The sequence below is a fragment of the Dethiosulfovibrio peptidovorans DSM 11002 genome, assembly GCF_000172975.1.
Classification (GTDB): Bacteria; Synergistota; Synergistia; order Synergistales; family Dethiosulfovibrionaceae; genus Dethiosulfovibrio; species Dethiosulfovibrio peptidovorans.
In genome coordinates this window covers 61,938-83,141 of sequence record NZ_ABTR02000001.1, presented here as the reverse complement: position 1 = coordinate 83,141, position 21,204 = coordinate 61,938, and the positions used below count along the sequence as shown (strand labels likewise).

Genomic DNA, 21,204 nt, shown 5'->3' with positions numbered 1-21,204 from the left:
CTCGCCGATCGTCCTTCTCTATCTTCTACTTACGGGAGAACGTTACCTTGTACTCTCCGTTTTGTTCCTCCCAGGATGCCGACCATCCCTTGCTTTTTCCGAACCTCTCTACGTTGTTTCTGGCCGTCTCCGTGTCCACCAGGATGGACACCACGTCAGAGGATGCCTTGTTCAGGGCTTTCTTTGTCTCCAGGACAGGTTGAGGGCAGGAAAGCCCTCTGGCGTCCACTGTAGTCTCCGAAGCCATATCGATCCCTCCTCAGTCCAACTTCTGGCGCATCATGAAGCCGATCGCCAGGCAGAATATCATTCCTACGATCCAAGCTCCCGGTGCGTAGGGGGTTATGCCTTTCGGGGAGCTGGCCAGGGAGAAGTTGTGGGCTATTCCCGCTCCGGCTACCATGCCCAGCACGAAGACCGCCGCGTCTCCGTCTCCCTCTCCACTCATGATGAGCTGTCTACCGGGGCAGCCTCCGGCGAGGGTGAAAGACAGACCGGCCAGAACCATCCCGAGGAAGTTCCAAAGGCCGTCGGTGTGAGCCACAGGTTGACCGGCGAAGCCCGGTTTGAACAGTCCCAGTGCGTAGTTAGTCGCGACTGCGGCGATCAAGAGGGCTATTATGCCGTTGAACAGGTGGGAGTCCTTCAGCATGAAAAGGTCTCGGACCGAGCCGACTGTGCAGAACCGGCTTCTCTGGGCCAGCCACCCTATGGACAAACCCACGATAAGGGAGACCACCCAGGGAGCGTACATCGATCCCGGCCCCTTGGCGGAGAAGAATACCGGGCCCGAACCCTCCGCTCCGAATTTGGGGGCTATCAGGAGCAGAGCCAGAAGTCCCAGAGCCATCAGGGGCATCATCAGTCCCGAGCTCCTCTCTTCCGGGTGGCTCCTTCCCAGGCTGAACCCTCTCCAGAGGAAGAATATGCCTATTCCTATGCCTACGAAGAGACCGGCCAGCCCGAATAGAGCGTTCCAGTCTCCTCCTGCCAGTCTGAGATACCCTCTCCATGGACATCCCAGGAAGATCAGGGCCCCTATCATAGCGAACATCCCCAGGAAGAACCGGACCACCGGAGACGAACCAGACCGAGGCCTGTATTCTCCGAAGGCCATGGCGGAGAGGAAGGCTCCCAGTATTATTCCCATTATCTCCGGCCTGAGATACTGGACTACCCCGGCCCTATGCAGTCCCAGGGCACCGGCTATGTCCCTCTCGAAACAGGCCACGCATATTCCCATGTTGCCCGGATTCCCCAAGTGGACCAACAGAGGAGCCAGAACCCCTACGGCGATTCCCGCTACGATAGGACCCATCCTGGACAACAGGATCCTGTCCAAACCTTTCATATCGACGAACACCTCTTCTTTCGACTTGAATTGTCTCTAGAAACGACACGGATAAAAGTGGAAACAAAATACTAAACGGCGGTATCAGAGGGTTCTTGTTACCTCCTTTATGGAATTTATTCTTTGAAATTATAGATCAGTCGAGGGATTTGTTCAACCCGATCCTTGCCTACCTTCTGGGGTGGCGTTATCATGACCTGGATAAAGGTTGGGAGGTGTGTGTCATACGCTGTTTAGCCACTTTCGACGTTACCAGCATGGCTATAATGTTCGAGCGGCTTTTTCGCAAAAAGGGCCTCAACGTCAAGGTCGTTCCGGTGCCCAGAAGTCTTTCGTCGAGCTGTGGGTTGGCCTGCGAATATCCTTGCGAGGACGAGGAGAAAATACGATCTATCTGTGTCGATAGGGATATAGACGTTATCGGTTGGCATCGTCTGGACTGAAGGGATTGATAGATAGAGATGTTGGACAGAAGGTTGATAGAGGAGATGCGTAACACCGCCGGGGCAAGCGATCTGGAGGGAGCTCAGGTTGCCGCTGCGGTGTACGAAAGGATGTTGTCCATGGAGGAAGGCCAGTCCATGACGGTCCAGTTCGAGCCGGGAGAGGATTTCTCGATAAAATGTGTTCCCGGTGGCTATGATATAGGCTGATGGCAAGGGATAAGAAACGCAAAGTTCCCCTGGCGGAGGAGCTTCCCACAGGGGAGGATGCCTTTGCCGAGGCCGCTGCCTCTATGGGATTCGACGTTCGTTTCGAGGATGATTCCCTTTCGGGCGATAAGGAGTTACCCATAGAGGATTCTCCCTCCGACGTCTCGGATTTCTTGAAGGGAAAAAAGGCGGGGCTCAGAATAGAGAGAAAGGGTCGACGGGGAAAGACGGTGACCCTGATTGAGGGATTGGGCTTGGACGATGTCTCTCTGAAGTCGGTGGCCAAGGAGCTGAGAAAAGCCCTGGGCTGCGGATCCTCCGTGGAGGATTCCGGGGTGGTGCTTCAGGGAGACAACCGAGAACGAGCCGGTCGTTGGCTATCGGACCGAGGCGTTCGGATTAGAGTTTGACGCCGCTGCGTCGAGGAGGATTCATACGAATGGTAAAGTACGACTTAAACGACGTTAAATTGAACGAGATGGAGGAGGCCGCACGACGGTGTTCAGGGTTGGCGGTGTCCATGGTGGCCAGGGCCAAGAGCGGTCATCCGGCTGGGTCTCTGTCGAGCATGAAGCTCTATCTGGCGGCCTATGACGTTGCGGATTTGACCCCGGAAAACTGCGACGGAACCGACAGGGACTACGTGGTGATAAGCCACGGACATACCTCCCCGGCGGCCTACGCGGTGTTGGCCCATAACGGCTTCGTGGACCCCCTGGAGGCGGTCGCCGATTTCAGACGGTGCGGCAGCGCCTTTCAGGGACACGTGGAGAGGGCCATCCCGGGAATAGACTGGGGCAGTGGCAATCTCGGACAGGGACTCTCTGCCGGTGTCGGTTACGGATTGGCCCTTAAGAAGAGGGGACTTGACCGTCACGTCTACGTTCTCATGGGAGACGGAGAGCAGCCTAAAGGACAGCTCGCCGAGGCCAGACGAATAGCGGTGGCCCACGGTATAAAGGACATAACCGTTCTGGTGGACATGAACGATATCCAGATATCCGGCAAGGTAGAGGACGTCATGCCGGTAAACATAGAGGCTCTGTGGAAGGCCGACGGCTGGGCCGTTCTGAAGGCCGACGGCCACGATTTCCGTTCGATCTACTGTGCCATGGAAAAAGCTCAGGGTATGGATGTTCCGGCGGTCATCCTGTGCAGTACCGTGATGGGAAAAGGAGTCTCCTTCATGGAAGACCGCCCGGACTACCACGGCAAGGCCGCCACCGGAGACCTGTACCGTCAGGCTATGGAGGAGCTAGGTCAGCCCGATATCCTTGTCGAGGCAGCCTCTTTGGGTGACCAGGTTCACTATAGGGGGAGATCGGTGGAGGTCCCTGCAGTGTCCGTAGATACCGGGTCTCCAAGGACCTACGGGGTCGAGGAAAAGGTGGATAACCGCTCCGGATTCGGCAATGCCCTGGCCGATCTGGGATCGCTTAACTGTGGCGTGGAGGGGCGGACCCCCATACTGGTGTTCGACTGCGATCTGGCAGGGTCGGTCAAGACGGCCTCTTTCGCCAAGGCCTGTCCTGATGGCTTCGTCCAGTGCGGCATACAGGAGCACTCCACCGCCACCGTGGCCGGGGCCGCAAGCTGCTGCGGAGTTATCCCCGTATGGGCCGATTTTGGGGTTTTCGGCCTTGCCGAGGCCTACAACCAGCAGAGGCTCAACGACATAAACCACTGCAACCTGAAGCTGGCACTGACCCATGTGGGACTGGACGTGGGAGAGGACGGCATGACCCATCAGTGCATAGACTACGTGTCGCTCCTGGCCAATACCTTCGGATGGAAGCTCGTGGTGCCCTCCGACCCCAACCAGGCGGATCGGGCAACCAGATGGGCTCTGGCCGAGAGGGGCAACGTATGCCTAGCCATGGGACGCAGCACGCTGCACCCCCTGTCGGACGGCAAGGGCAAGCCCTTCTTCGGAGGAGACGAGACTTTCCGATACGGCGATGCCCACCTTCTGAGAGACGGCGGCGACTGTGCCGTTCTAGCCCTGGGAGCCATGGCTTCGAAGGCTATGGAGGCGGCGGATCGTCTGTCCGATAAGGGAGTTGAGGTCAAGGTCTATGCCGTATCCTGCCCTCTGGAGGTGGACATGGACGCCCTGAAGGACGCTTGTTCCACCGGAAAGGTGATAGCTCTGGAGGACCACTGTGCCAGGACCGGCATGGGCTCGATATGGTCTTCCGCAGCGGCCGAGGCTGGCCTGACCGGACGTTGGAGCTTCATGGGAGTCAAGCGTTACGGGGACTCGGGCCCCAGTTCGGACGTTTACGAGGCAATGGGACTTTCCTCCGAAGGCCTGGTGGCCAAGGTGGAGAGAGTCCTTCGGGGATAGAATGGCTAAACCCATAGAGGAGGGAGACTACGTCAGGCTCTGGGCCTCTAACAAAAAAGGAGACTCTTTTCTGATCCGTCTCGCCAAAGGCGGATCTCTGGGGAGCAGGATAGGTGCCGTCCGCCACGACGACGTACTAGCCGCCGGTTTCGGAGGCGAGGTCCTCTCGACGAAGGGAGAGAGGTTCTTCGTAGTGAGGCCTACCGTCTCCGATTTTTGCCGAAAGATACACAGGGTCACCCAGGTGGTCTATCCGAAGGACGCCGGAGTTCTGCTCACCTCGTTGGACATCCGTCCCGGAGCCTCCGTGTTGGAATGCGGCTCCGGCTCCGGAGGGATGACGGTATTTCTCGCCCATTTCGTGGGTCCCGGGGGCAGAGTCTACAGCTACGATGTCCGGGAGGATCATCAGAAGGTCGCCATGGATAACTGTAGACGCTGGGGGGTGGACGATAGGGTTCTCTTCAGGGTCGCCGACGTAGAGGAGGCGGGATTCCAAGAGAGGGATCTGGACGCCCTGTTCCTGGACGTGCGTTGTCCTTGGAAGATCGTGGAGCCCGCCGTGTCTGCCCTGGCTCCTGGGGGTCGGCTTGCCGTCTTGGTTCCCACGGTCAACCAGGTCGAGATGGTGCTGGAAAGCCTTAGAGAGGCCGGATGTGCCGATCTGGTCGTTACCGAGACCTCTCAGAGAAACTGGAAGACCAATCCTAAGAGGCTTCGTCCGGAAGACTCCATGGTCGCCCACACCGGGTTCATGGTGTTTGCCTCAACCTTGAAGGCAGGGGTGGTTCCCGATGAGTACTGGTGATGCCAAAAGAATTCTTCTCCATATATGCTGCGGTCCGGACGCCACCATTCCCTGGCCGAAGCTGGCCTTGGAGGGGTTCGACGTCACCGGTTTTTTCTACGGTGGCAACATCCATCCGGCAGGCGAATATGCCCGCAGGTTACAGGCGGTCGAGGCCGTTGCCCGGAGTAACTCCGGAAATCTGGCTCCCTGTCGGTATCTGGCCGATCCCTGGTTCGAGGCGGTGAGAGGACTGGAGGACGAGCCGGAAGGTGGACGGCGTTGTTCCGTCTGTTTCAGGGTTCAGCTAAGGGCGGCAGCCGAGGTGGCCTCTGGACTCGGCATCGATCGTCTGACCACCACCTTGACTATAAGTCCACATAAGGATCCGGAATTTATAAACTTCATCGGCAGAGAAGAGGCGGATAGATTGGGTCTTATCTGGGAGGACCGGGTATGGCGCAAGAGAGACGGGTTCCTACGGTCCGTGAGGGAGAGCCGCCGTCTAGGGATCTATCGCCAGAACTACTGCGGATGCATATACAGCATGAGGAATCGAGATGAGTAGCATGACCGATAGAGAATACCTGGTTGGGAAACTGCCTCCGGCGGAGCTGGAGAATCAGATATTGAGATACTGCGGAGCTCTCAGACCGGAGGTCATAGTAGGCCCTGGTATCGGAGAGGACGCCGCCCTCATAGAGTGGCCCGAGGGAGCTCTTCTGACCGTATCCTCCGATCCCATAGTGGGGGCGGAGGGGGGAGCCGGTCGGTATCTGGTCCACGTAAATGCCAACGATATAGCCTGTAAGGGAGGAGACCCTGCCTATCTGGTGGTGACCTTGATAGTGCCGGTATCGATGGGAAAGACCTTCGCCGAGAAGACCATGGCGGAGATAGATCAGGTCTGCCGTGAGATAGGAGTGGCCGTGGTTGGTGGTCATACGGAGATGACCGATCGTTACGAAAAGCCGGTAGTGATGGGTACAATGATAGGGACTACCTCCTACCGTTACAGCTCTACCGATCTCGCCCCGGGGGATGGCATAATCGCCACCAAGCACATAGGCCTGGAGGGAATGGCCATATTGGCCAACGACAGGCCCGATCTGCTTTCCTTCATGTCTCGGGATGAGATCTCCTCGATTCGATCCTGGCTGGATGAAATATCGGTGGTGCCGGAGGCACGTAAGATCAGGCATCTGGCCAAATATATGCACGACCCCACCGAGGGCGGGTTTCTGGGAGGGCTTTCGGAACTGTCCAGACTCGGTCGTACCGGGGTGGATCTGTACAGGGAGAATTTGCCCTTACATCCCCTGACCATCAGGGCTTCGGAGGAAATAGGTTTCGATCCCCTGAAGCTTATATCCTCCGGGGTCCTCCTTGCTGTGGTCTCCTACGAAGACGTGGAGGAGTCGCTCTGTATTCTGGAATCCTGCGGTATCGCGGGGAGTCTGGTGGGCAGGATAACCGAGGGGAAGGGAAATCTGGAGATCTCCACGGAGGAAGAGCTGTGGAGAGTTTTAGGCATGGCCGGGAGGCGCATCTGAATGTCGAATTTCGATCATCTCTGGAACAGGGTTGGCCGTCTTCGTAAGGAGATGGCCGTCAGGGGGCTGGACGGGGTCTTGCTCACCGACGTCGAAAGGTACGGATGGGAAAACGTGTTCTATCTCTCCGGTTTTAGAGGAAGTTCTGCGGCGGTTCTCATAACGGACGACGACGCCATGTTGTCCACCGACAGTCGTTACGTGTCCCAGGCGGCGGAACAGACCCCCTTCAGGGTGCTGGTCCAGAGCAAGCAACAGACCATATTCGACATGATCGAGGAAATGCTTCGGAGGCACTCGGTCCGTCGTTGCGGTTTTGAGGGAGAGACCCTGAGCTACGGAACCTATCGGAGGCTGTCCAGCTTTTCCGTTATCTGGGAGGATACGGACGGAATGATTCCGGCCATCCGCAGGACCAAGGACGATCTGGAGATCTCCACGATAGTGAAGGCCTGTCAAATAGCGTCGGATGCTTATGAAAGAGCTCTGACGGACGTCTCTGTAGGTATGACCGAACTGGAGTTCTCCAAATGTCTGGAAGGTCATATCGTATCCTTAGGCGGCGAGGGAGGGTGGCCCGATCACCGTTTCATAGTGGCTTCCGGGGTAAGAAGCGCCCTGCCTCACGGCACCGCTTCGGACAAGAAGCTCGCCAAAGGCGAGTGGGTCACGGTCGATTTCGGAGCGGCCTACGGCGGTTACATGTCGGATCTCACCAGAAACTTTTCCCTAGGAGAGGTGTCCGATCCGGAGTTTCTCGAGATCCACTCGCTTCTGGAAAAGGCCCACAGTGCGGGAGCGGAGGCCATAGCCCCGGGAAAGACCGGTAGAGATGTCGACTTTGTGGCCCGTTCCGTTATCGATAAGGCCGGTTATGGAGATTTCTTCGGTCATGGTCTGGGGCACGGACTCGGGGTCGAGATACACGAATCGCCTCGACTGTCTCCCAGGTCGGCCGAGATCCTCTCTCCCGGAGACGTGGTGACGGTGGAACCGGGGGTGTACATCCCTGAAAGAGGCGGTCTGAGGCTGGAGGACGACTATCTTGTGACAGAGGACGGACATCGTCGTCTTTCCTGCGATCTCCCTCAGGATTTCAGGATACTTTCTCTTTGAGATTTTGATCCATCGCCCCGGTAGTGTATAATCCGGTTAGAGTGCGTCCTAGGGGGCGTAAGCCAATATAAAGGGGGATATATAGGGATGAAAAAATACGTTTGCACCGTTTGTGGCTGGGAATACGATCCTGCCGTAGGCGATCCCGACAGCGGAATCGCTCCGGGAACGGCGTTTGAGGACATCCCCGACGATTGGGTCTGTCCCGAATGCGGCGTCGGCAAGGATATGTTCGAGGAGGCCTAGATCCGGCCCTGAAATCGTTTGATGACGCGTTATCTAGGAGGAGCCCTATGGGCTCCTCCGCTTTTTTGGGGAACGATCGTTCACATTTTCGACATAGGCTTGACAGGATTTTATCGTGATCTATAATATCATGAGGTTTTTTTAGCTAGCTGCGCGTAAAGTGAAGTTCAAATCTTTGGAGGTGTAGATCATGAAAAAAGTATTGATCCTATGTATGGCAGTCCTGTCTTTCTTTGTTCTGTCGTCGACGGTTTTAGCCGCCTCAGCCATGGACAAGGATACCCTTCTGGTGGGAACCGAGTCTACCTTTAAGCCCTTCGAGTTTAGAAACGAGGAAAATAAGATAGTGGGTTTCGATATCGATCTGATAAATACGATCGCCAGCAAGATGGGCAAGAAGGTCGAGATAGTGGACATGGCCTTCGATGCTCTCATACCCTCTCTTCTCACCGGCAAGATAGACATGATAGCGGCCGGAATGAGTGCTACTCCCGAGAGGGCAAAAAGAGTGGCTTTCTCCGACGTGTACTACACTACCCCTGACGCATTCACAGTGAAAGCGGACAGAACCGATATAGCCTCCCTGGATGATCTGGACGGTAAAAAGGTCTCTGTGCAGCTCGGGACCATCCAGGATGCCTTCGTGTCGAAGCGGAAGGGGCTTGAGGTGAAGAGATACCAGAAGACCGACGACGCTTTCAGAGAGGTCCTCCTCGGCAGGGTAGACGTCGCCTGCGTGGATGGTACCGTTACTAAAGAAAACCTGAAAAACAACAAGGACTACACCGACACGTTGAAGGTAGCCTTCTTCCATCCCATATCCCAGACCGGCATGGCTCTGGCCATGGGTCTGGAGGACATGGAGCTGAAGAAGAACGTCAACGCAGCTCTCGCAGAGGTGCTTTCCGGGCCCACCTTCCAGGAACTCAAGGATAAGTGGGGAATAGACTAGGTTTTATTGACTTCAAAATCGACAGATTATATAGAGGAGGGCTCAGGCCCTCCTTTTTTAGTGCCCGTTTTTGGGGTAATATACTCTGGCCGGGCGATGTCGGGGCGATATTTTTCCGTCCGTAATTGGAGGAGATCTAGTGTTTGGTTTTTGCATAAAGGTATATGGGTGTCAGATGAACGTGTACGACGGGGACAAGATAAGGACCGCAATGATCCTCAAGGGGTGGCGGGAGGTTCCCGAGACAGATGCCGACGTCGTGGTCTACGTGGGCTGTAGCATAAGGGACAAGGCGGAGCACAAGATATGGAGCGAGATGGGGAGATACCGTCCCGGTTGGGAAGGCAAAAAATCCCCGATCGTGTGTCTCGTGGGATGTATGGCTCAAAATGTCGGAAGGGACATGATGAAGCGTTTCCCCTGGATAAGGATGATAGCCGGTCCCAGAAGCATCGGTTTCATACCGGACGGATTGATCAGGGCTGTCTCCGGTGAGAGGGTGGATCTCTTGGACGCCGACGCCAGGGAGTTCAACGATCTCGACGTTGTCCCGATAAAACGGGATAACCCCTGGAAGGCCTACGTCACCATAGCTCACGGTTGCGATTATTTCTGCACTTACTGTATCGTTCCCTACGTCAGAGGACGCTTCATGTCCCGAGACAGCGAGGAGATACTGGAGGAGATACGTGCATTGGTGGACGATGGCGTCAGGGAGATCTCCCTGTTGGGGCAGAACGTGGATACCTACGGTGCCGATTTCGATAGGTCCTATCGTTTCGCCGACCTCCTCAGGGACGTGGCCGAGACCGACGGTGTGGATCTAGTGAGGTTCATGACCTCCTATCCAAAGGATCTGACCGCCGACGTGGTGTCCGTCATGGCCGAATATCCTAAAATATGTCCGGGGATAAACCTTCCCATACAGTCGGGAAGCGACAGAATTTTGAAGAGTATGAACAGGCACTACTCTATTGCCGAATATACCGAGACCGTGAGGATCATAAGGGAGGGGCTGCCGGAGGTCGGTCTTACGTCGGATCTAATAGTCGGTTTCCCCGGAGAGACGGAGGAGGACTTTATGGCCTCGATGGAAGCGGTGAGACAATTTCGTTTCGACCTGGTCCATACCGCTGCCTATTCCCCTAGGGCGGGCACCCCGGCGGCGAAAATGGAGGATCAACTGCCGGATGAGGAGAAGTTCCGGCGGCTTTCCGAGATAAATCGACTCCAGTCGTCCATCGCCATGGAGATAAACGAGGCCACGGTGGGGCGACGTTACCGTATACTTATAGACGGCCCGGCACCCAAGGGCGATGGACTCGTGCAGGGAAGGACCATGACCGATAAGGTGGTCATATGCCCCGGGGAGGCCTCGTGGGCAGGCCGTTTTGCCGATGTGAAAATAGTCAGGGCGGAGAACTGGTGTCTTCACGGCGAGATATCAGAGGTGGAGGGGCTATCATAGATTTCGGGAGGTCTTAATATGAAGGGGAAGGACCGGATTCTCCATATAGGATTGATCCTGTTGGGTCTGGTGTGTTTCGGCGGCGCCGGGCTTATGATCCGCTCTTTTTCGGGACGCTGGGAAGGTATGTCCGAACCTACATCCAAGGCGGGACCGGCTCTGTCCGTGAAGGAGGCTCCCAGGGTCGAGGAGGACCCAGCTCCCAGGAAAGTCCAAGTCCCCGAGAGCTGGGTGGTCTACGTGACCGGGGCGGTCGAATCTCCCGGGGTCTACCACCTGCCCAGCGGTAGCAGGGTGTACCACCTGGTGGAGTCCGCCGGAGGAATGACATCGGGGGCCGACGACGTCGCGGTTAACCTGGCCGCTCCACTGGCCGACGGTGCCCACGTACACGTTCCTCTTCGATCGAAGGCAGCGAGGGCTTCGGTCGATACCGGCCGCCCCGGAAGTTCGTCTTCGGTTACGGCTCTGTCCTATGCCGGAACTTCCACCGGTTCCGCTTCGGAACGTTCCGGAGCGGTAAACCTCAACTCCGCTTCGTCGGAGGAGTTGGAGACCCTTCCCGGAATAGGGCCTAAAACCGCCGCGGCGATCCTATCCTACAGGGAAAAGATCGGTCCATTTCGTTCGGTGGATGAGCTAACCAAGGTGAAAGGCATAGGTCCTAAAAAGCTGGAGACCGTCAGGACTCTGGTAACGGTGCGTTAGATGGATCTCCTGGCGGAGGCTCCAGCCGTCCCCGTATTGCTGTCGCTTTGTCTGTCTCTCCCCTGGTCCTCAAGGCTCTCTCCCATCGTCATGGGAGCGATAGCCGCACTTTTCGCTCTGGGATCTCTGATGGTCCTGTCGGTTAAATGGGACAAAAGACGTTACGTCATGGCGGTCCTGGTGACGACGATATCCTTCGTCGTCGCCTTTTATTGTTCCGTAAGGCTGGATGGAAATTCTCCGTCCGGTCCTATAGACTCGACCGGTATAGTCGTGGCCGAGCGTAGCTGGGGCAGAGGCAGGGCTATGGTGATAGATACCTCGGAGGGGCGTTTCGTCGCCAAGGTTCCTGCGATCCGTTCCTCTCTCGAGGGAGCCGAGTTGGATCTGTCCGGGGAGGTCGTTCCTCTAAGAGGTGCGAGGGATAAGGGAGGTTTCGACGAGAGGCTCTACTGGCTGGCCAGGGGAGTTTCGGGAGAGCTGATAGTAAGGAAGTCGATAGACAGGGGCCGGTCTTTCTCGTTGGGATCCCTGAGATCGAACCTCAGGAGACGGATACTTCTCAGATTGCCTCCTCTCACTAGAGGTTATCTTCTGGCTTCGTTGCTGGGAGGGAGGGACCCCGAACTGGAAAGGTCTCACAGGAGATGGGGAACGGCCCATCTCCTGGCGGTCTCCGGTTTTCACGTAGGGGTGGTGGCCGCTTTGACCTGGGTGGTTTTCAGACGGCTCCGCCTGGCCTGGTTATTCGTCTCCGCCGTAGTGTGGCTCTATGTACTTCTGGCAGGAGGGGCGGCTAGCTCGGTCAGGGCTGCCCTGATGATACAGCTGGCGACCTTGGGACCGGCGATCGGACGGCCTTCCTCCGGGGTAAACTCGGTGGTTTTGGCCGCGATAGCTCTATTGGCCTGGCGTCCCTGGTGGTTCTGGGATCTGGGGTGGCGACTGTCGGTCTCCTGTGCTCTTGTGGTGACGGCCATGGCGTCGACCAAGGGAGTCTCCAGCTGGAAAAAGGCACTGGCTATGAGCCCTCTTTTATGGATCGTAACGGCTCCTATAATAGCAGGGACCTTCGGATCGGTATCGGCCAACGGTCTGGTCCTCAATCTCGTAGCTCTGCCTGTTTTCGCGGTGCTGCTTCCTCTGGCGGCGCTCTGCTCGCTTCCCTCACTTCTAGGTCTTCCTGGAGGAGATATATTTACCATGATTCCCGAGGGGGCCTTCGAGCTTTGGGCTCTGGGAGCGGACTCTATCCCCTTCGTCTCCGTGGGTTGGAATCCATGGTTTCCGGCTTTGGCAGTCGGGGTGGTGACGATAGTGATGATCCTTAGATTCAGAATACCTATCTACAGAGGCGGGGTCCTTTTGCTGGTCCTCGTATCTCTCGAGAAGTTGTTGATGGATTTTTTGTGAGAGGAGCGTGTAGACCATGATCCTGGTCATTGACGTAGGGAACACTACGACCGTTATAGGAGTATTCGAGGGAAACCGTCTGGTCCGACATTGGAGATTGGTGTCCGAGAGGAAGACTTCCGACGAGGTGGGGATCCTCCTGCTGAACCTGCTTACGCTTTCGTCCATCTCTCCGTCGGACATAACCGGGGCTGCCATGTCCAGCGTGGTCCCCTCCTTGGATCTCATAATAGCGGAGGCGGTCGAGTCATATATAGGGGTTCGCTGTATAAGGGTTAACGCCGATCTCGATATAGGGCTTTCCATAGCCTACGAAAACCGCTGGGAGGTCGGGGCCGACAGATTGGTCAACTCGGTGGCGGGAATATCCAAATACGGATCGCCTCTGATAGTGGTGGATTTCGGAACAGCCATAACTCTGGACGTCATATCCGAAGACGGAGCCTATCTTGGAGGCACCATATCGCCCGGGTTGGTCACCAGCATGGACGCCCTTTTCGGCAAGACCTCAAAACTGCCGCAGGTGGCGCTGGAGGCCCCAGGATCGGTAATAGGAAAAAACACCAGGTGGGCCATTCAGTCCGGCGTCGTCTACGGTACCGCCGGTTCGGTGGATGCTCTGGTCCGCAGGATATGGAAGCAGATCGGAAGGGAGAGCCCCGTGATCGCCACCGGAGGACATTCGGCGACGGTGGCATCGGTCTCGGAGACGATCTCTTCCTTGGAGCCATGGCTGACCCTGGAGGGATTGAGGTTGATATATGACAGGCTCACTTAGGCCTGGTATGGAGGGACCCTCCTTCATCGTAGGGGGGCTGGAGCTGTCCAATCCGATAATGATGGCTCCTATGGCAGGAGTCACCCTTCCGGCGGTTAGAAGGATGTTCTGGCGGCTCGGAGCAGGGTTGGCTCACACCGAGATGGTCAGCTGTGCCGGACTTACTAGGAAGAACAGGAAGACTACGGAAATGCTTTTCAGGGCTCCCGGAGAGGGGCCTCTGGTCCTCCAGCTTTTCGCAGGAGACTCGGATACCCTCATGCGAGGTGCGGAGATCGCTCTGTCCTTGGGAGTTCCGTTCGATGCCCTGGGCATAAACATGGCCTGCCCCATGCCTAAGGTTCTCAAGAAGGGGGCCGGAGCCAGACTCCTGAGCCGGCTGGACCTGGCGGTCGATATGGTCCGACGTCTGAACCGCCTGGGTCTTCCCGTATGGCCCAAGATAAGAAAGATAGTGCCGGACGGATCGGGACCGGATACGCTGGAGTTCGCGTCGGCTCTTGTGGAGGCAGGTGCGGCTAACGTAGGGGTCCATGGCAGGACCGCTTCTCAGAGATACGAGGGGACCTCCGATTTCGACGAGGTCCGCCGGGTAGCCCGAGCCCTGCCCGGTGTGATATCCGCCTCTGGAGATATCTCCGGTCCCGAGGACGTGTCGAAGGCTCTGGCTGGAGGCTGTGTCTCTGTGTTTCTAGCCAGAGGAGGCGTGACCGATCCCTTCGTGTTGCCACGAATCCTCTCCCACTTGGGCTATAATATCGGAGATTCGGTCTACGACGATCCGCCGTCTATCGAGACGAGAGCGGCTTTGTTTTCCGATCTCGCGGAAGATCTGTCGACCTTCCACGGAGAGAGGGTGGCCATGGTCTTGTTGAAAAGATTGATGTCGGGGGTCTTCCGGGGCGTACCCGGTTGTTCCTCCTACAGAAGGGCTATAGCGTCCGCGTCCGATTGGGGCACCATGTGCGCCCATATCAGGGACTGGAGGCAATTTTTTGAAAGGGGAATAAAAGATGAGTGATATGGAGCGGGGATCCTTGACTCCCGAGGAGGAGATACTCAGCCAGAGGATGGACAAGCTGAGAAGGTTGAGGGAGGAAGAGGGATACGATCCCTACGTCAACGAGAGCTGGGGGGTCAAACATACCCTGGCCGAGGTCCGTAGAGACCACGACGATATCTCCGTCGACGAGTCCAGAGAAGATGTCTCCCTTTCGGTGGCGGGCCGTCTAATGACAGTCAGAAAACAGGGGAAGGCCTCTTTCGCCAACATGCAGGACGAGACGGGGTCCATGCAGCTCTATTTCCGTCTGGATTCCATGGGAGAGGAATGCTACCGGTTCTTCAAGAAATGGATAGACGCCGGGGATATCATCGGTGTAGAGGGACATCCCTTCCGCACCAGAAGAGGGGAGCTTACCATAGCGGTAACTCGGTGCGTGCTTCTCAGCAAGGCATTGAGGCCTTTGCCGGAGAAGTGGCACGGTCTTACCGATACTGAGGTCCGTTACCGCAAGAGGTACGTCGACCTGATGGTAAATCCTGAGGTCAGGGACGTTTTCCGCCAGAGGGCGAGGATAATATCGTCGGTTAGAAAGACCCTCGAGGATCACGGCACCCTGGAGGTGGAGACCCCGATGCTCTCCTACCTGGCGGGAGGGGCGAACGCCAGGCCCTTCGTGACCCACCACAACGCTCTGGATCTGGATATGTACCTCCGTATAGCCACGGAGCTTCACCTGAAGAGATTGGTCGTGGGGATGATGGGGCGAGTATACGAGATGGGCAAGAACTTCCGCAACGAGGGAATGGACGCCATGCACAACCCCGAGTTCACCGCCATGGAGGTCTACTGGCCCTACTGCGACTACGTCGACATGATGGACCTCACAGAGGAGATAGTGAGAAAGGCGGCTCTCGACGCCACAGGCAGCACCACGGTCACCTGGCAGGGAACCGAGTTGGATCTTGGCAAACCCTTCCGTAGGGCCACCATGGTGGAGTTGGTCAAGGAGCATTGCGGGGTGGACTTCGACGGCATAGACGACGATAACGAAGCCCGCAGGATAGCCGAGGGCGAGGGGCTGGCGCTGGAGGGCGACGAGAGTCGCTTCAAGGTTCTCACCATGATGGTGGAGGAGTTTGTGGAAGAACATCTCGTACAGCCCACCTTCGTCATGGGCCATCCCACCGAGATATCACCTCTGTCCAAGAGGAATCCGGACAATCCGGACTACACCCATCGTTTCGAGCTGTTCGTCTGCGGCAGCGAGGTGGCCAACGGTTTCAGCGAGCTCAACGACCCCATAGATCAGAGGGCCCGCTTCGAGGATCAGGCAAAATTGAAGGCGGCAGGAGACGAGGAGGGCCATCCCTTCGACGAGGACTTCGTCAACGCCCTGGAACAAGGGCTTCCTCCGACAGGTGGGCTGGGGATAGGCATAGACAGGCTGATCATGTTCCTGACGGACAGCAGATCCATAAGGGACGTCATCCTGTTTCCGACGATGAAGCCCAAGGCCTGATACCTCCATGGTCTCTCGGGATATCCTGAGGCGGTACGAAAGCCTCAAGAAAGAGATAGCCAGGCACGATCGTCTCTATTACGTGCTGGACAGCCCTGAGATCGACGACAGCTCTTACGACCGCATGATGAGGGAGCTTCTGGAACTGGAGAGAGAGCACCCGACCCTCGTCTCAGACGATTCTCCCTCCCGCCGAGTAGGAGGCCGTCCTCTTGACGGCTTCCTCAAGGTGGTACACTCCCACCCCATGCTGAGCCTGGACGACGTCTTCGACGTCTCGGAGCTTCGATCCTTCCTCTCCAGGGCGACCGGCCCCGTAAGTTCCTTTCCCTGGGTATGTGAACTTAAAATAGACGGACTGGCGGTCTCTCTGATCTACGAGGACGGGGTATTCGTAGGAGGGGCCACCAGAGGGGACGGTTCCGTCGGGGAGGACGTCACTTCCAACCTCTTGACGGTGAGATCGCTGCCTCTTCGGCTGAACATCGACGTGCCGGGAAGGCTGGAGGTCAGAGGCGAGGTGTACATGGCGAAGAACAGCTTCGCTAGGTTGAACGAACGAAGGGAGGAGAAGGGTGATCCCCTTTTCGCCAATCCCAGAAACGCCGCTGCCGGTAGTCTGAGACAGCTGGATCCTAGAGTGGCGGCGGAAAGGCGGCTCGATCTGTTCGTCTATGCCGTGGTCTCTCCAGAGGAGAGAGGAATAAATTCCCAGTCCGATCTTTTGTCTTGGTTGAAAAAAGCGGGTCTGCCGGTCCAGGACGCATGGGAACTCTGTTCCGATCTGGATGAGGTGGAGGAATTCGTGGCCCGGTGGCAGGAAGAGCGTTTTTCTCTTTCCTACGTCACCGACGGGGTGGTGGTGAAGGCCGATCCCGTGGAGCAGTGGGGCAGGCTCGGTCGAACAGCCAGGGCTCCGAGATGGGCCGTGGCCTATAAATATCCTCCGGAGGAGAAAACCACCGTCTTGAAGGAAATAGAGATATCGGTGGGTAGGACCGGTGCCATGACCCCGGTGGCCATACTTGAACCGGTTCAACTGGCCGGCAGCGTGGTTCGTCGTGCCAGTCTGCATAACGAGGACGAGATACGCAGGAAGGACGTCAGGATAGGAGACAGAGTCAAGGTCCGAAAGGCCGGCGAGATAATACCGGAGATAGTGTCGGTGGACTCGGAGGCTCGTAACGGAACGGAGATTCCCTTCGAGATGCCTCGCAACTGCCCTATCTGCGGCTCCGAGGCGGTTCGTCTTCCCGACGAGTCCGCCTGGAGGTGTCCCAACAAATCCTGTCCCGCCCAGATGAACGAGGAGCTGAGGCACTTCGCCTCCAGAGGGTGCATGGATATAAGGGGTCTCGGAGAGAGGGTGGCTTCTCAGCTGGTGGGCTCCGGTTTTGTGAGGGATCTGGCCGACCTCTACGAGCTTAAGGAAGAACAGATAATCTCGTTGGACAGGATGGGGCCTAAATCTGCGTCCAATCTGATCTCAGCCATAAGGGGATCCAAGGACCGTCCTCTGGCGGCACTTCTGGCGGGGCTGGGTATAAGGCACGTAGGCAAAGGGGTTGCCGAGCTTCTGGTGGAACGCTACGGATCCATGGAGGCCCTCCGTCGAGCCGATCCGGAGGAACTCGGGTCTATCGAGGGTGTCGGCCCCGCCATTGCAGCCTCGTTGGAGGCGTTTTTCTCCGACGATGGAAACATCCGAACTCTCGACAGGTTGATGGATCACGGAGTCCGAATGGAGGAGAGGCGACCTGAGACGTCGTCGGACGGAAAACTACTCTCGGGAATGACCTTCGTCTTCACCGGAGAGCTGAAGAGGGCGAGTCGTTCGGAAGCTCAGAAACTGGTGAAGTCCATGGGAGGCAAGGCCACATCTTCCGTGAGCGGCAAAACCAGCTACGTGGTGGCAGGAGAATCGCCGGGGAGCAAGCTCGATAAGGCCGTATCGCTGGGAATCCCCGTCTTGGACGAAGATGGATTCTACGAGATGGTCGAATCCCTTGCCGGTAACGAAAAGGAGGAATAGACGATGAAAATAACCCCTGAAGACGTAAAGAAGGTGGGGTTGCTGGCTCGACTTGAGGTCGGAGAAGACGAAGTCGGACCTTTGACGGAGCACTTCAACACGATCCTGGACTATTTCGACAAGATGGAGGAGCTGGATCTGTCCGACGTGGATCCCTTCACCATAGAGGACGCCGAGCCACTGAAGCTCCGCAAGGACGAACCGGTTCGCTGGGAGAACAGGGATGCCATATTGGATCAGTCCCCCTCGCGGCAGGGCGACTTCATAAAGGTGCCCAGAATAGGAGGGGATGCGTGATGGAGCTTTTCAGACTTTCAGCGACGAAGGTAGCGTCCGGCGTCAAAGATGGTCGTTTCTCCGCCGAGGACGTCGTTCGTTCCTGCCTCTCCAGGATGGAGTCCAAAGAGCCCGAGATCCATGCCATGCTTACCGTTACGGCCGATGCCGCCATCGCCCGAGCCAGGGAGCTGGATGGGCGAAGATCCGCCGGAGAGGACCTAGGTCCTCTCGGAGGGGTTCCAGTGATACTGAAGGATAACATGTGTACAGCAGGGGTAAAGACCACCTGTGCCAGTAGGATCCTCGAGAAATGGGTTCCTCCCTACGACGCCACGGTGGTGAGGCTTCTCTTAGAGGCAGGAGCGGTCCTTCTGGGCAAGGCCAACATGGATGAGTTCGCCATGGGTGGATCTACCGAGAACTCGGCCTTCGGCGTCACTTCCAACCCATGGGCGCTTGACAGGGTTCCAGGGGGAAGTTCCGGAGGAAGCGCTGCCGCGGTCGCAGCGGGATATGCCCCAATCGCCTTGGGCAGCGATACAGGCGGTTCCATCCGTCAGCCTGCCTCTTTCTGTGGAGTCTACGGTCTGAAACCCACTTACGGAAGGACGAGCCGCTACGGTCTGGTTGCCTTCGCGTCCTCTTTGGATCAGATAGGCCCTTTTGCCAGAACCGCCGAGGACGTTGCCTTGGTGATGGAGGTTCTGGGAGTTCACGATCCAATGGATTCCACCAGTCAGCCGGTACCCGCGGACGAGTTCTCCCAGGCCCTAGCCGCTCGAGATCTGAAGGGAAAGAGGATCGGCTATCTTAAAGAGGTCGCCGAGTACGATTATGATGAAAGGATGAAAAAGGCTCTCTCCGAAGCGATGAAGGCCTGTGAGGAAGCCGGGGCGGAGATGGTCGAGATATCTCTGGGAACCGCCATCGATCACGGATTGGCCAGCTATTACATACTGGCTCCTGCCGAGGCCAGCTCCAACCTGGCCCGTTTCGACGGAGTCCGTTATGGATCGTCCTCAAAGGATTCTGAGAGCCTGATGGAGCTTTATCTCAAGACGAGAAAGGACGGTTTCGGGGACGAGGTCAAAAGACGTATCCTGACAGGGACCTACGTTCTGAGCGCCGGTTTCTACGACGCCTATTATCTGAAGGCTCAGAAGGTGCGAAAGGTCATTAAGCAGGAATTTGCCAAGGCCTTCGAAAAGGTCGACTCCATAATACTGCCTCCCTCTCCGACCCCGGCCTTCAAGGTCGGTGAGTTGATAGACGATCCGATCGCCATGTACATGGCCGACGTCTTCACCATTCCGGTCAATATGGCGGGGCTTCCGGGAATATCCATCAACGTCGGTTTTTCCGAGGAAGGTCTTCCTCTTGGAGTCCAGTTCATAGCTCCCCGATGGGGCGAGAAAGAGCTTCTCTCCACCGCTGTGGTGATGGAACACCGTTTCGGAGGGGCCAAAATAGCCGATGGAGGTGATCTGTGATGTCCCTGACCTTTACGACCGTCATAGGGCTGGAGATACACGTACAGCTGAACACCAGGACAAAGCTTTTCTGCGGCTGTTCCACCGATTACATAGGAGCGACGCCCAACACCAATATATGTCCTCTCTGCACCGGTCAGCCCGGAACCCTTCCGGTTCTGAACGAGAGAGCTGTTGAGCTCGGTGTCAGAGCCGGTCTGGCCTTGGGGTGTACTATAAACCGGGTTACCCGCTTCGACAGGAAGAACTATTTTTACCCCGATCTGCCCAAGGCATACCAGATCTCCGAATTTTACGTTCCTCTTGCGGAGAAGGGAGAGGTTACTGTCACAGACGACGACGGTAGGCCCTATAAAGTCGGCATAACCAGGCTTCATCTCGAGGAGGACGCAGGAAAGCTGGTCCACGGAGCCTCGGACGGTCGTATCGTCGGATCTACCCAGTCCTTCGTGGACTACAACCGCTCCAGCGTTCCCCTGGCGGAGATAGTCTCCGAACCGGACATAACTTCCCCCAGGATGGCCAAGGAATACGTCGCCACCCTTCGTCAGATGGTCAGATATCTTGGCGTTTCCGACGGGGACATGGAAAAGGGGTCCATGAGGGTAGACGCCAACATTTCCCTCAAGGTGTCGGACGGGCGGTGGGGCAACAGGGTTGAGGTCAAGAACATGAACTCCCTCAGGGCACTGGAGAGGGCGTTGGAGTTCGAGATCCGACGTCAGGGTGCCATCCTCTCCGACGGAGGAGAGATCCATCAGGAAACCCGTAACTGGGACGACAGCGCCGGAGAGACCAGCTCGTCCAGGAGCAAGGAGGAGTCCAACGACTATCGTTACTTCACCGAGCCGGATCTTCCTCCACTGGTCCTGTCGGATAGCTATGTAGAGGATATCGAGAGGGATCTGCCCGAGCTTCCATGGGACAAGAAGGCTCGATATGAGAGGGACTTCGACCTCCCCCAGGACGACATCTCGGTACTTACGGAGCAAAAGGACCTGGCCGAGTATTTCGAGGCCTGCGTGGAGGCCGGGGCGTCTCCCGCCAGGGCTTCCAACTGGATAAGAACAGAGGTGCTTCGGGTACTGAACGAAAAGGGAGGCCATATCTCCGAGTTTTCCCTGTCCCCGACCGCCCTAGTAGAGTTGCTGCGGATGGTGGAGGGCAAAAAGCTCTCGACCACGGCGGCAAAAGAGGTCTTCGACGCCATGATATCCAGGGAGATCTCCCTGAAAGAGGCCATAGATGCCTGCGGTGTGACCGCCGGGAACCTCTCGGGAGATGGACTGACTTCTCTGATTCGATCGGTCCTGGAGGCCAACGGAGACGTCGTCGACGTAATACGTTCCGGCGATGACAAAAAGGACAAAAAACGCAAGTTCCTTCAGGGACAGGTCATGAAGGAAGCCAGAGGGCAGGCGGACCCCAGGGAGGTTGCCAAGATACTGGATATCGAATTACCCCGATGATCAGATACTACTGATCTGGTACAATAGTGGCGGTTCC

The 21,204-nt window shown here is 57.0% G+C and carries 22 protein-coding genes; 20 read left to right on the top strand and 2 right to left on the bottom strand.

Going from position 1 to position 21,204, the window contains the following annotated elements; genetic code table 11:
- Nucleotides 1–25: 25 nt before the first annotated feature.
- Nucleotides 26–247: a sulfurtransferase TusA family protein gene (locus tag DPEP_RS00465; RefSeq protein WP_005658621.1), complete on the bottom strand. Its 222-nt coding sequence runs from the start codon at nucleotides 245–247 to the stop codon at nucleotides 26–28.
- Between the two features lie 12 nt (nucleotides 248–259).
- Complete coding sequence (gene yedE, locus DPEP_RS00460) at nucleotides 260–1,351, bottom strand: YedE family putative selenium transporter (protein WP_005658619.1); 1,092 nt, start codon at nucleotides 1,349–1,351, stop codon at nucleotides 260–262.
- Nucleotides 1,352–1,500: 149 nt separating this feature from the next.
- Here yedE and DPEP_RS00455 point away from each other — a divergent pair, with 149 nt between their 5' ends.
- The 20 genes from DPEP_RS00455 to gatB all read left to right on the top strand — a co-directional run bounded on the left by DPEP_RS00455 (nucleotide 1,501) and on the right by gatB (nucleotide 21,167).
- A complete protein-coding gene (locus DPEP_RS00455; protein ID WP_338033377.1) occupies nucleotides 1,501–1,794 on the top strand; it encodes a putative Se/S carrier protein in 294 nt (97 codons plus the stop codon).
- A gap of 18 nt (nucleotides 1,795–1,812) precedes the next feature.
- Complete coding sequence (locus tag DPEP_RS00450) at nucleotides 1,813–2,004, top strand: hypothetical protein (RefSeq protein ID WP_005658615.1); 192 nt, start codon at nucleotides 1,813–1,815, stop codon at nucleotides 2,002–2,004.
- Nucleotides 2,004–2,414, top strand: a complete 411-nt coding sequence (locus DPEP_RS00445) for a translation initiation factor (RefSeq protein ID WP_005658613.1) — start codon at nucleotides 2,004–2,006, stop codon at nucleotides 2,412–2,414. The genes DPEP_RS00450 and DPEP_RS00445 overlap by 1 nt, the downstream gene beginning before the upstream one ends.
- 29 nt (nucleotides 2,415–2,443) lie before the next feature.
- Nucleotides 2,444–4,351: a transketolase gene (locus DPEP_RS00440; RefSeq protein WP_005658611.1), complete on the top strand. Its 1,908-nt coding sequence runs from the start codon at nucleotides 2,444–2,446 to the stop codon at nucleotides 4,349–4,351.
- Between the two features lies 1 nt (nucleotide 4,352).
- A complete protein-coding gene (locus DPEP_RS00435) occupies nucleotides 4,353–5,159 on the top strand; it encodes a tRNA (adenine-N1)-methyltransferase (RefSeq protein ID WP_005658609.1) in 807 nt (268 codons plus the stop codon).
- Nucleotides 5,146–5,706, top strand: coding sequence for an epoxyqueuosine reductase QueH (locus DPEP_RS00430; protein ID WP_005658607.1), 561 nt, complete (start codon nucleotides 5,146–5,148; stop codon nucleotides 5,704–5,706). The genes DPEP_RS00435 and DPEP_RS00430 overlap by 14 nt, the downstream gene beginning before the upstream one ends.
- Nucleotides 5,699–6,691 (top strand): AIR synthase related protein, encoded by a 993-nt coding sequence (locus DPEP_RS00425; RefSeq protein WP_005658605.1) that lies wholly within the window; start codon nucleotides 5,699–5,701, stop codon nucleotides 6,689–6,691. The genes DPEP_RS00430 and DPEP_RS00425 overlap by 8 nt, the downstream gene beginning before the upstream one ends.
- Nucleotides 6,692–7,807, top strand: a complete 1,116-nt coding sequence (locus tag DPEP_RS00420) for a M24 family metallopeptidase (protein ID WP_005658604.1) — start codon at nucleotides 6,692–6,694, stop codon at nucleotides 7,805–7,807.
- 87 nt (nucleotides 7,808–7,894) lie between these two features.
- On the top strand, nucleotides 7,895–8,053 hold the full coding sequence (rd, locus tag DPEP_RS00415; RefSeq protein WP_005658603.1) for a rubredoxin: 159 nt from the start codon (nucleotides 7,895–7,897) through the stop codon (nucleotides 8,051–8,053).
- 190 nt (nucleotides 8,054–8,243) lie between these two features.
- Nucleotides 8,244–9,005, top strand: coding sequence for a transporter substrate-binding domain-containing protein (locus DPEP_RS00410; RefSeq protein WP_005658600.1), 762 nt, complete (start codon nucleotides 8,244–8,246; stop codon nucleotides 9,003–9,005).
- Nucleotides 9,006–9,144: 139 nt separating this feature from the next.
- Nucleotides 9,145–10,473 carry a tRNA (N6-isopentenyl adenosine(37)-C2)-methylthiotransferase MiaB gene (miaB, locus tag DPEP_RS00405; RefSeq protein WP_005658598.1) on the top strand — a complete coding sequence of 443 codons (1,329 nt, stop codon included), beginning with the start codon at nucleotides 9,145–9,147 and terminating at the stop codon, nucleotides 10,471–10,473.
- A gap of 18 nt (nucleotides 10,474–10,491) precedes the next feature.
- The gene (locus tag DPEP_RS13505) at nucleotides 10,492–11,181 is read left to right on the top strand and encodes a ComEA family DNA-binding protein (RefSeq protein ID WP_005658596.1); all 690 of its coding nucleotides are present in this window, start codon (nucleotides 10,492–10,494) and stop codon (nucleotides 11,179–11,181) included.
- Entirely contained in the window at nucleotides 11,182–12,594 is a 1,413-nt protein-coding gene (locus DPEP_RS12530) for a ComEC/Rec2 family competence protein (RefSeq protein WP_005658595.1), read from the top strand. It begins immediately after the preceding gene.
- Between the two features lie 16 nt (nucleotides 12,595–12,610).
- Nucleotides 12,611–13,372: a type III pantothenate kinase gene (locus DPEP_RS00390; RefSeq protein ID WP_005658594.1), complete on the top strand. Its 762-nt coding sequence runs from the start codon at nucleotides 12,611–12,613 to the stop codon at nucleotides 13,370–13,372.
- Nucleotides 13,356–14,393 carry a tRNA dihydrouridine synthase gene (locus DPEP_RS00385; RefSeq protein WP_005658592.1) on the top strand — a complete coding sequence of 346 codons (1,038 nt, stop codon included), beginning with the start codon at nucleotides 13,356–13,358 and terminating at the stop codon, nucleotides 14,391–14,393. Before DPEP_RS00390 ends, DPEP_RS00385 begins: the two co-directional genes overlap by 17 nt.
- On the top strand, nucleotides 14,386–15,897 hold the full coding sequence (gene lysS / locus DPEP_RS00380) for a lysine--tRNA ligase (RefSeq protein ID WP_005658591.1): 1,512 nt from the start codon (nucleotides 14,386–14,388) through the stop codon (nucleotides 15,895–15,897). The genes DPEP_RS00385 and lysS overlap by 8 nt, the downstream gene beginning before the upstream one ends.
- A 7-nt stretch (nucleotides 15,898–15,904) precedes the next feature.
- Nucleotides 15,905–17,929, top strand: a complete 2,025-nt coding sequence (ligA, locus tag DPEP_RS00375; RefSeq protein ID WP_005658590.1) for an NAD-dependent DNA ligase LigA — start codon at nucleotides 15,905–15,907, stop codon at nucleotides 17,927–17,929.
- Nucleotides 17,930–17,932: 3 nt separating this feature from the next.
- The gene (gatC, locus tag DPEP_RS00370; protein WP_005658589.1) at nucleotides 17,933–18,226 is read left to right on the top strand and encodes an Asp-tRNA(Asn)/Glu-tRNA(Gln) amidotransferase subunit GatC; all 294 of its coding nucleotides are present in this window, start codon (nucleotides 17,933–17,935) and stop codon (nucleotides 18,224–18,226) included.
- Nucleotides 18,226–19,698 carry an Asp-tRNA(Asn)/Glu-tRNA(Gln) amidotransferase subunit GatA gene (gene gatA / locus DPEP_RS00365; protein WP_005658588.1) on the top strand — a complete coding sequence of 491 codons (1,473 nt, stop codon included), beginning with the start codon at nucleotides 18,226–18,228 and terminating at the stop codon, nucleotides 19,696–19,698. The genes gatC and gatA overlap by 1 nt, the downstream gene beginning before the upstream one ends.
- Nucleotides 19,698–21,167, top strand: coding sequence for an Asp-tRNA(Asn)/Glu-tRNA(Gln) amidotransferase subunit GatB (gatB, locus tag DPEP_RS00360; RefSeq protein WP_005658587.1), 1,470 nt, complete (start codon nucleotides 19,698–19,700; stop codon nucleotides 21,165–21,167). Before gatA ends, gatB begins: the two co-directional genes overlap by 1 nt.
- Nucleotides 21,168–21,204: the final 37 nt, after the last annotated feature.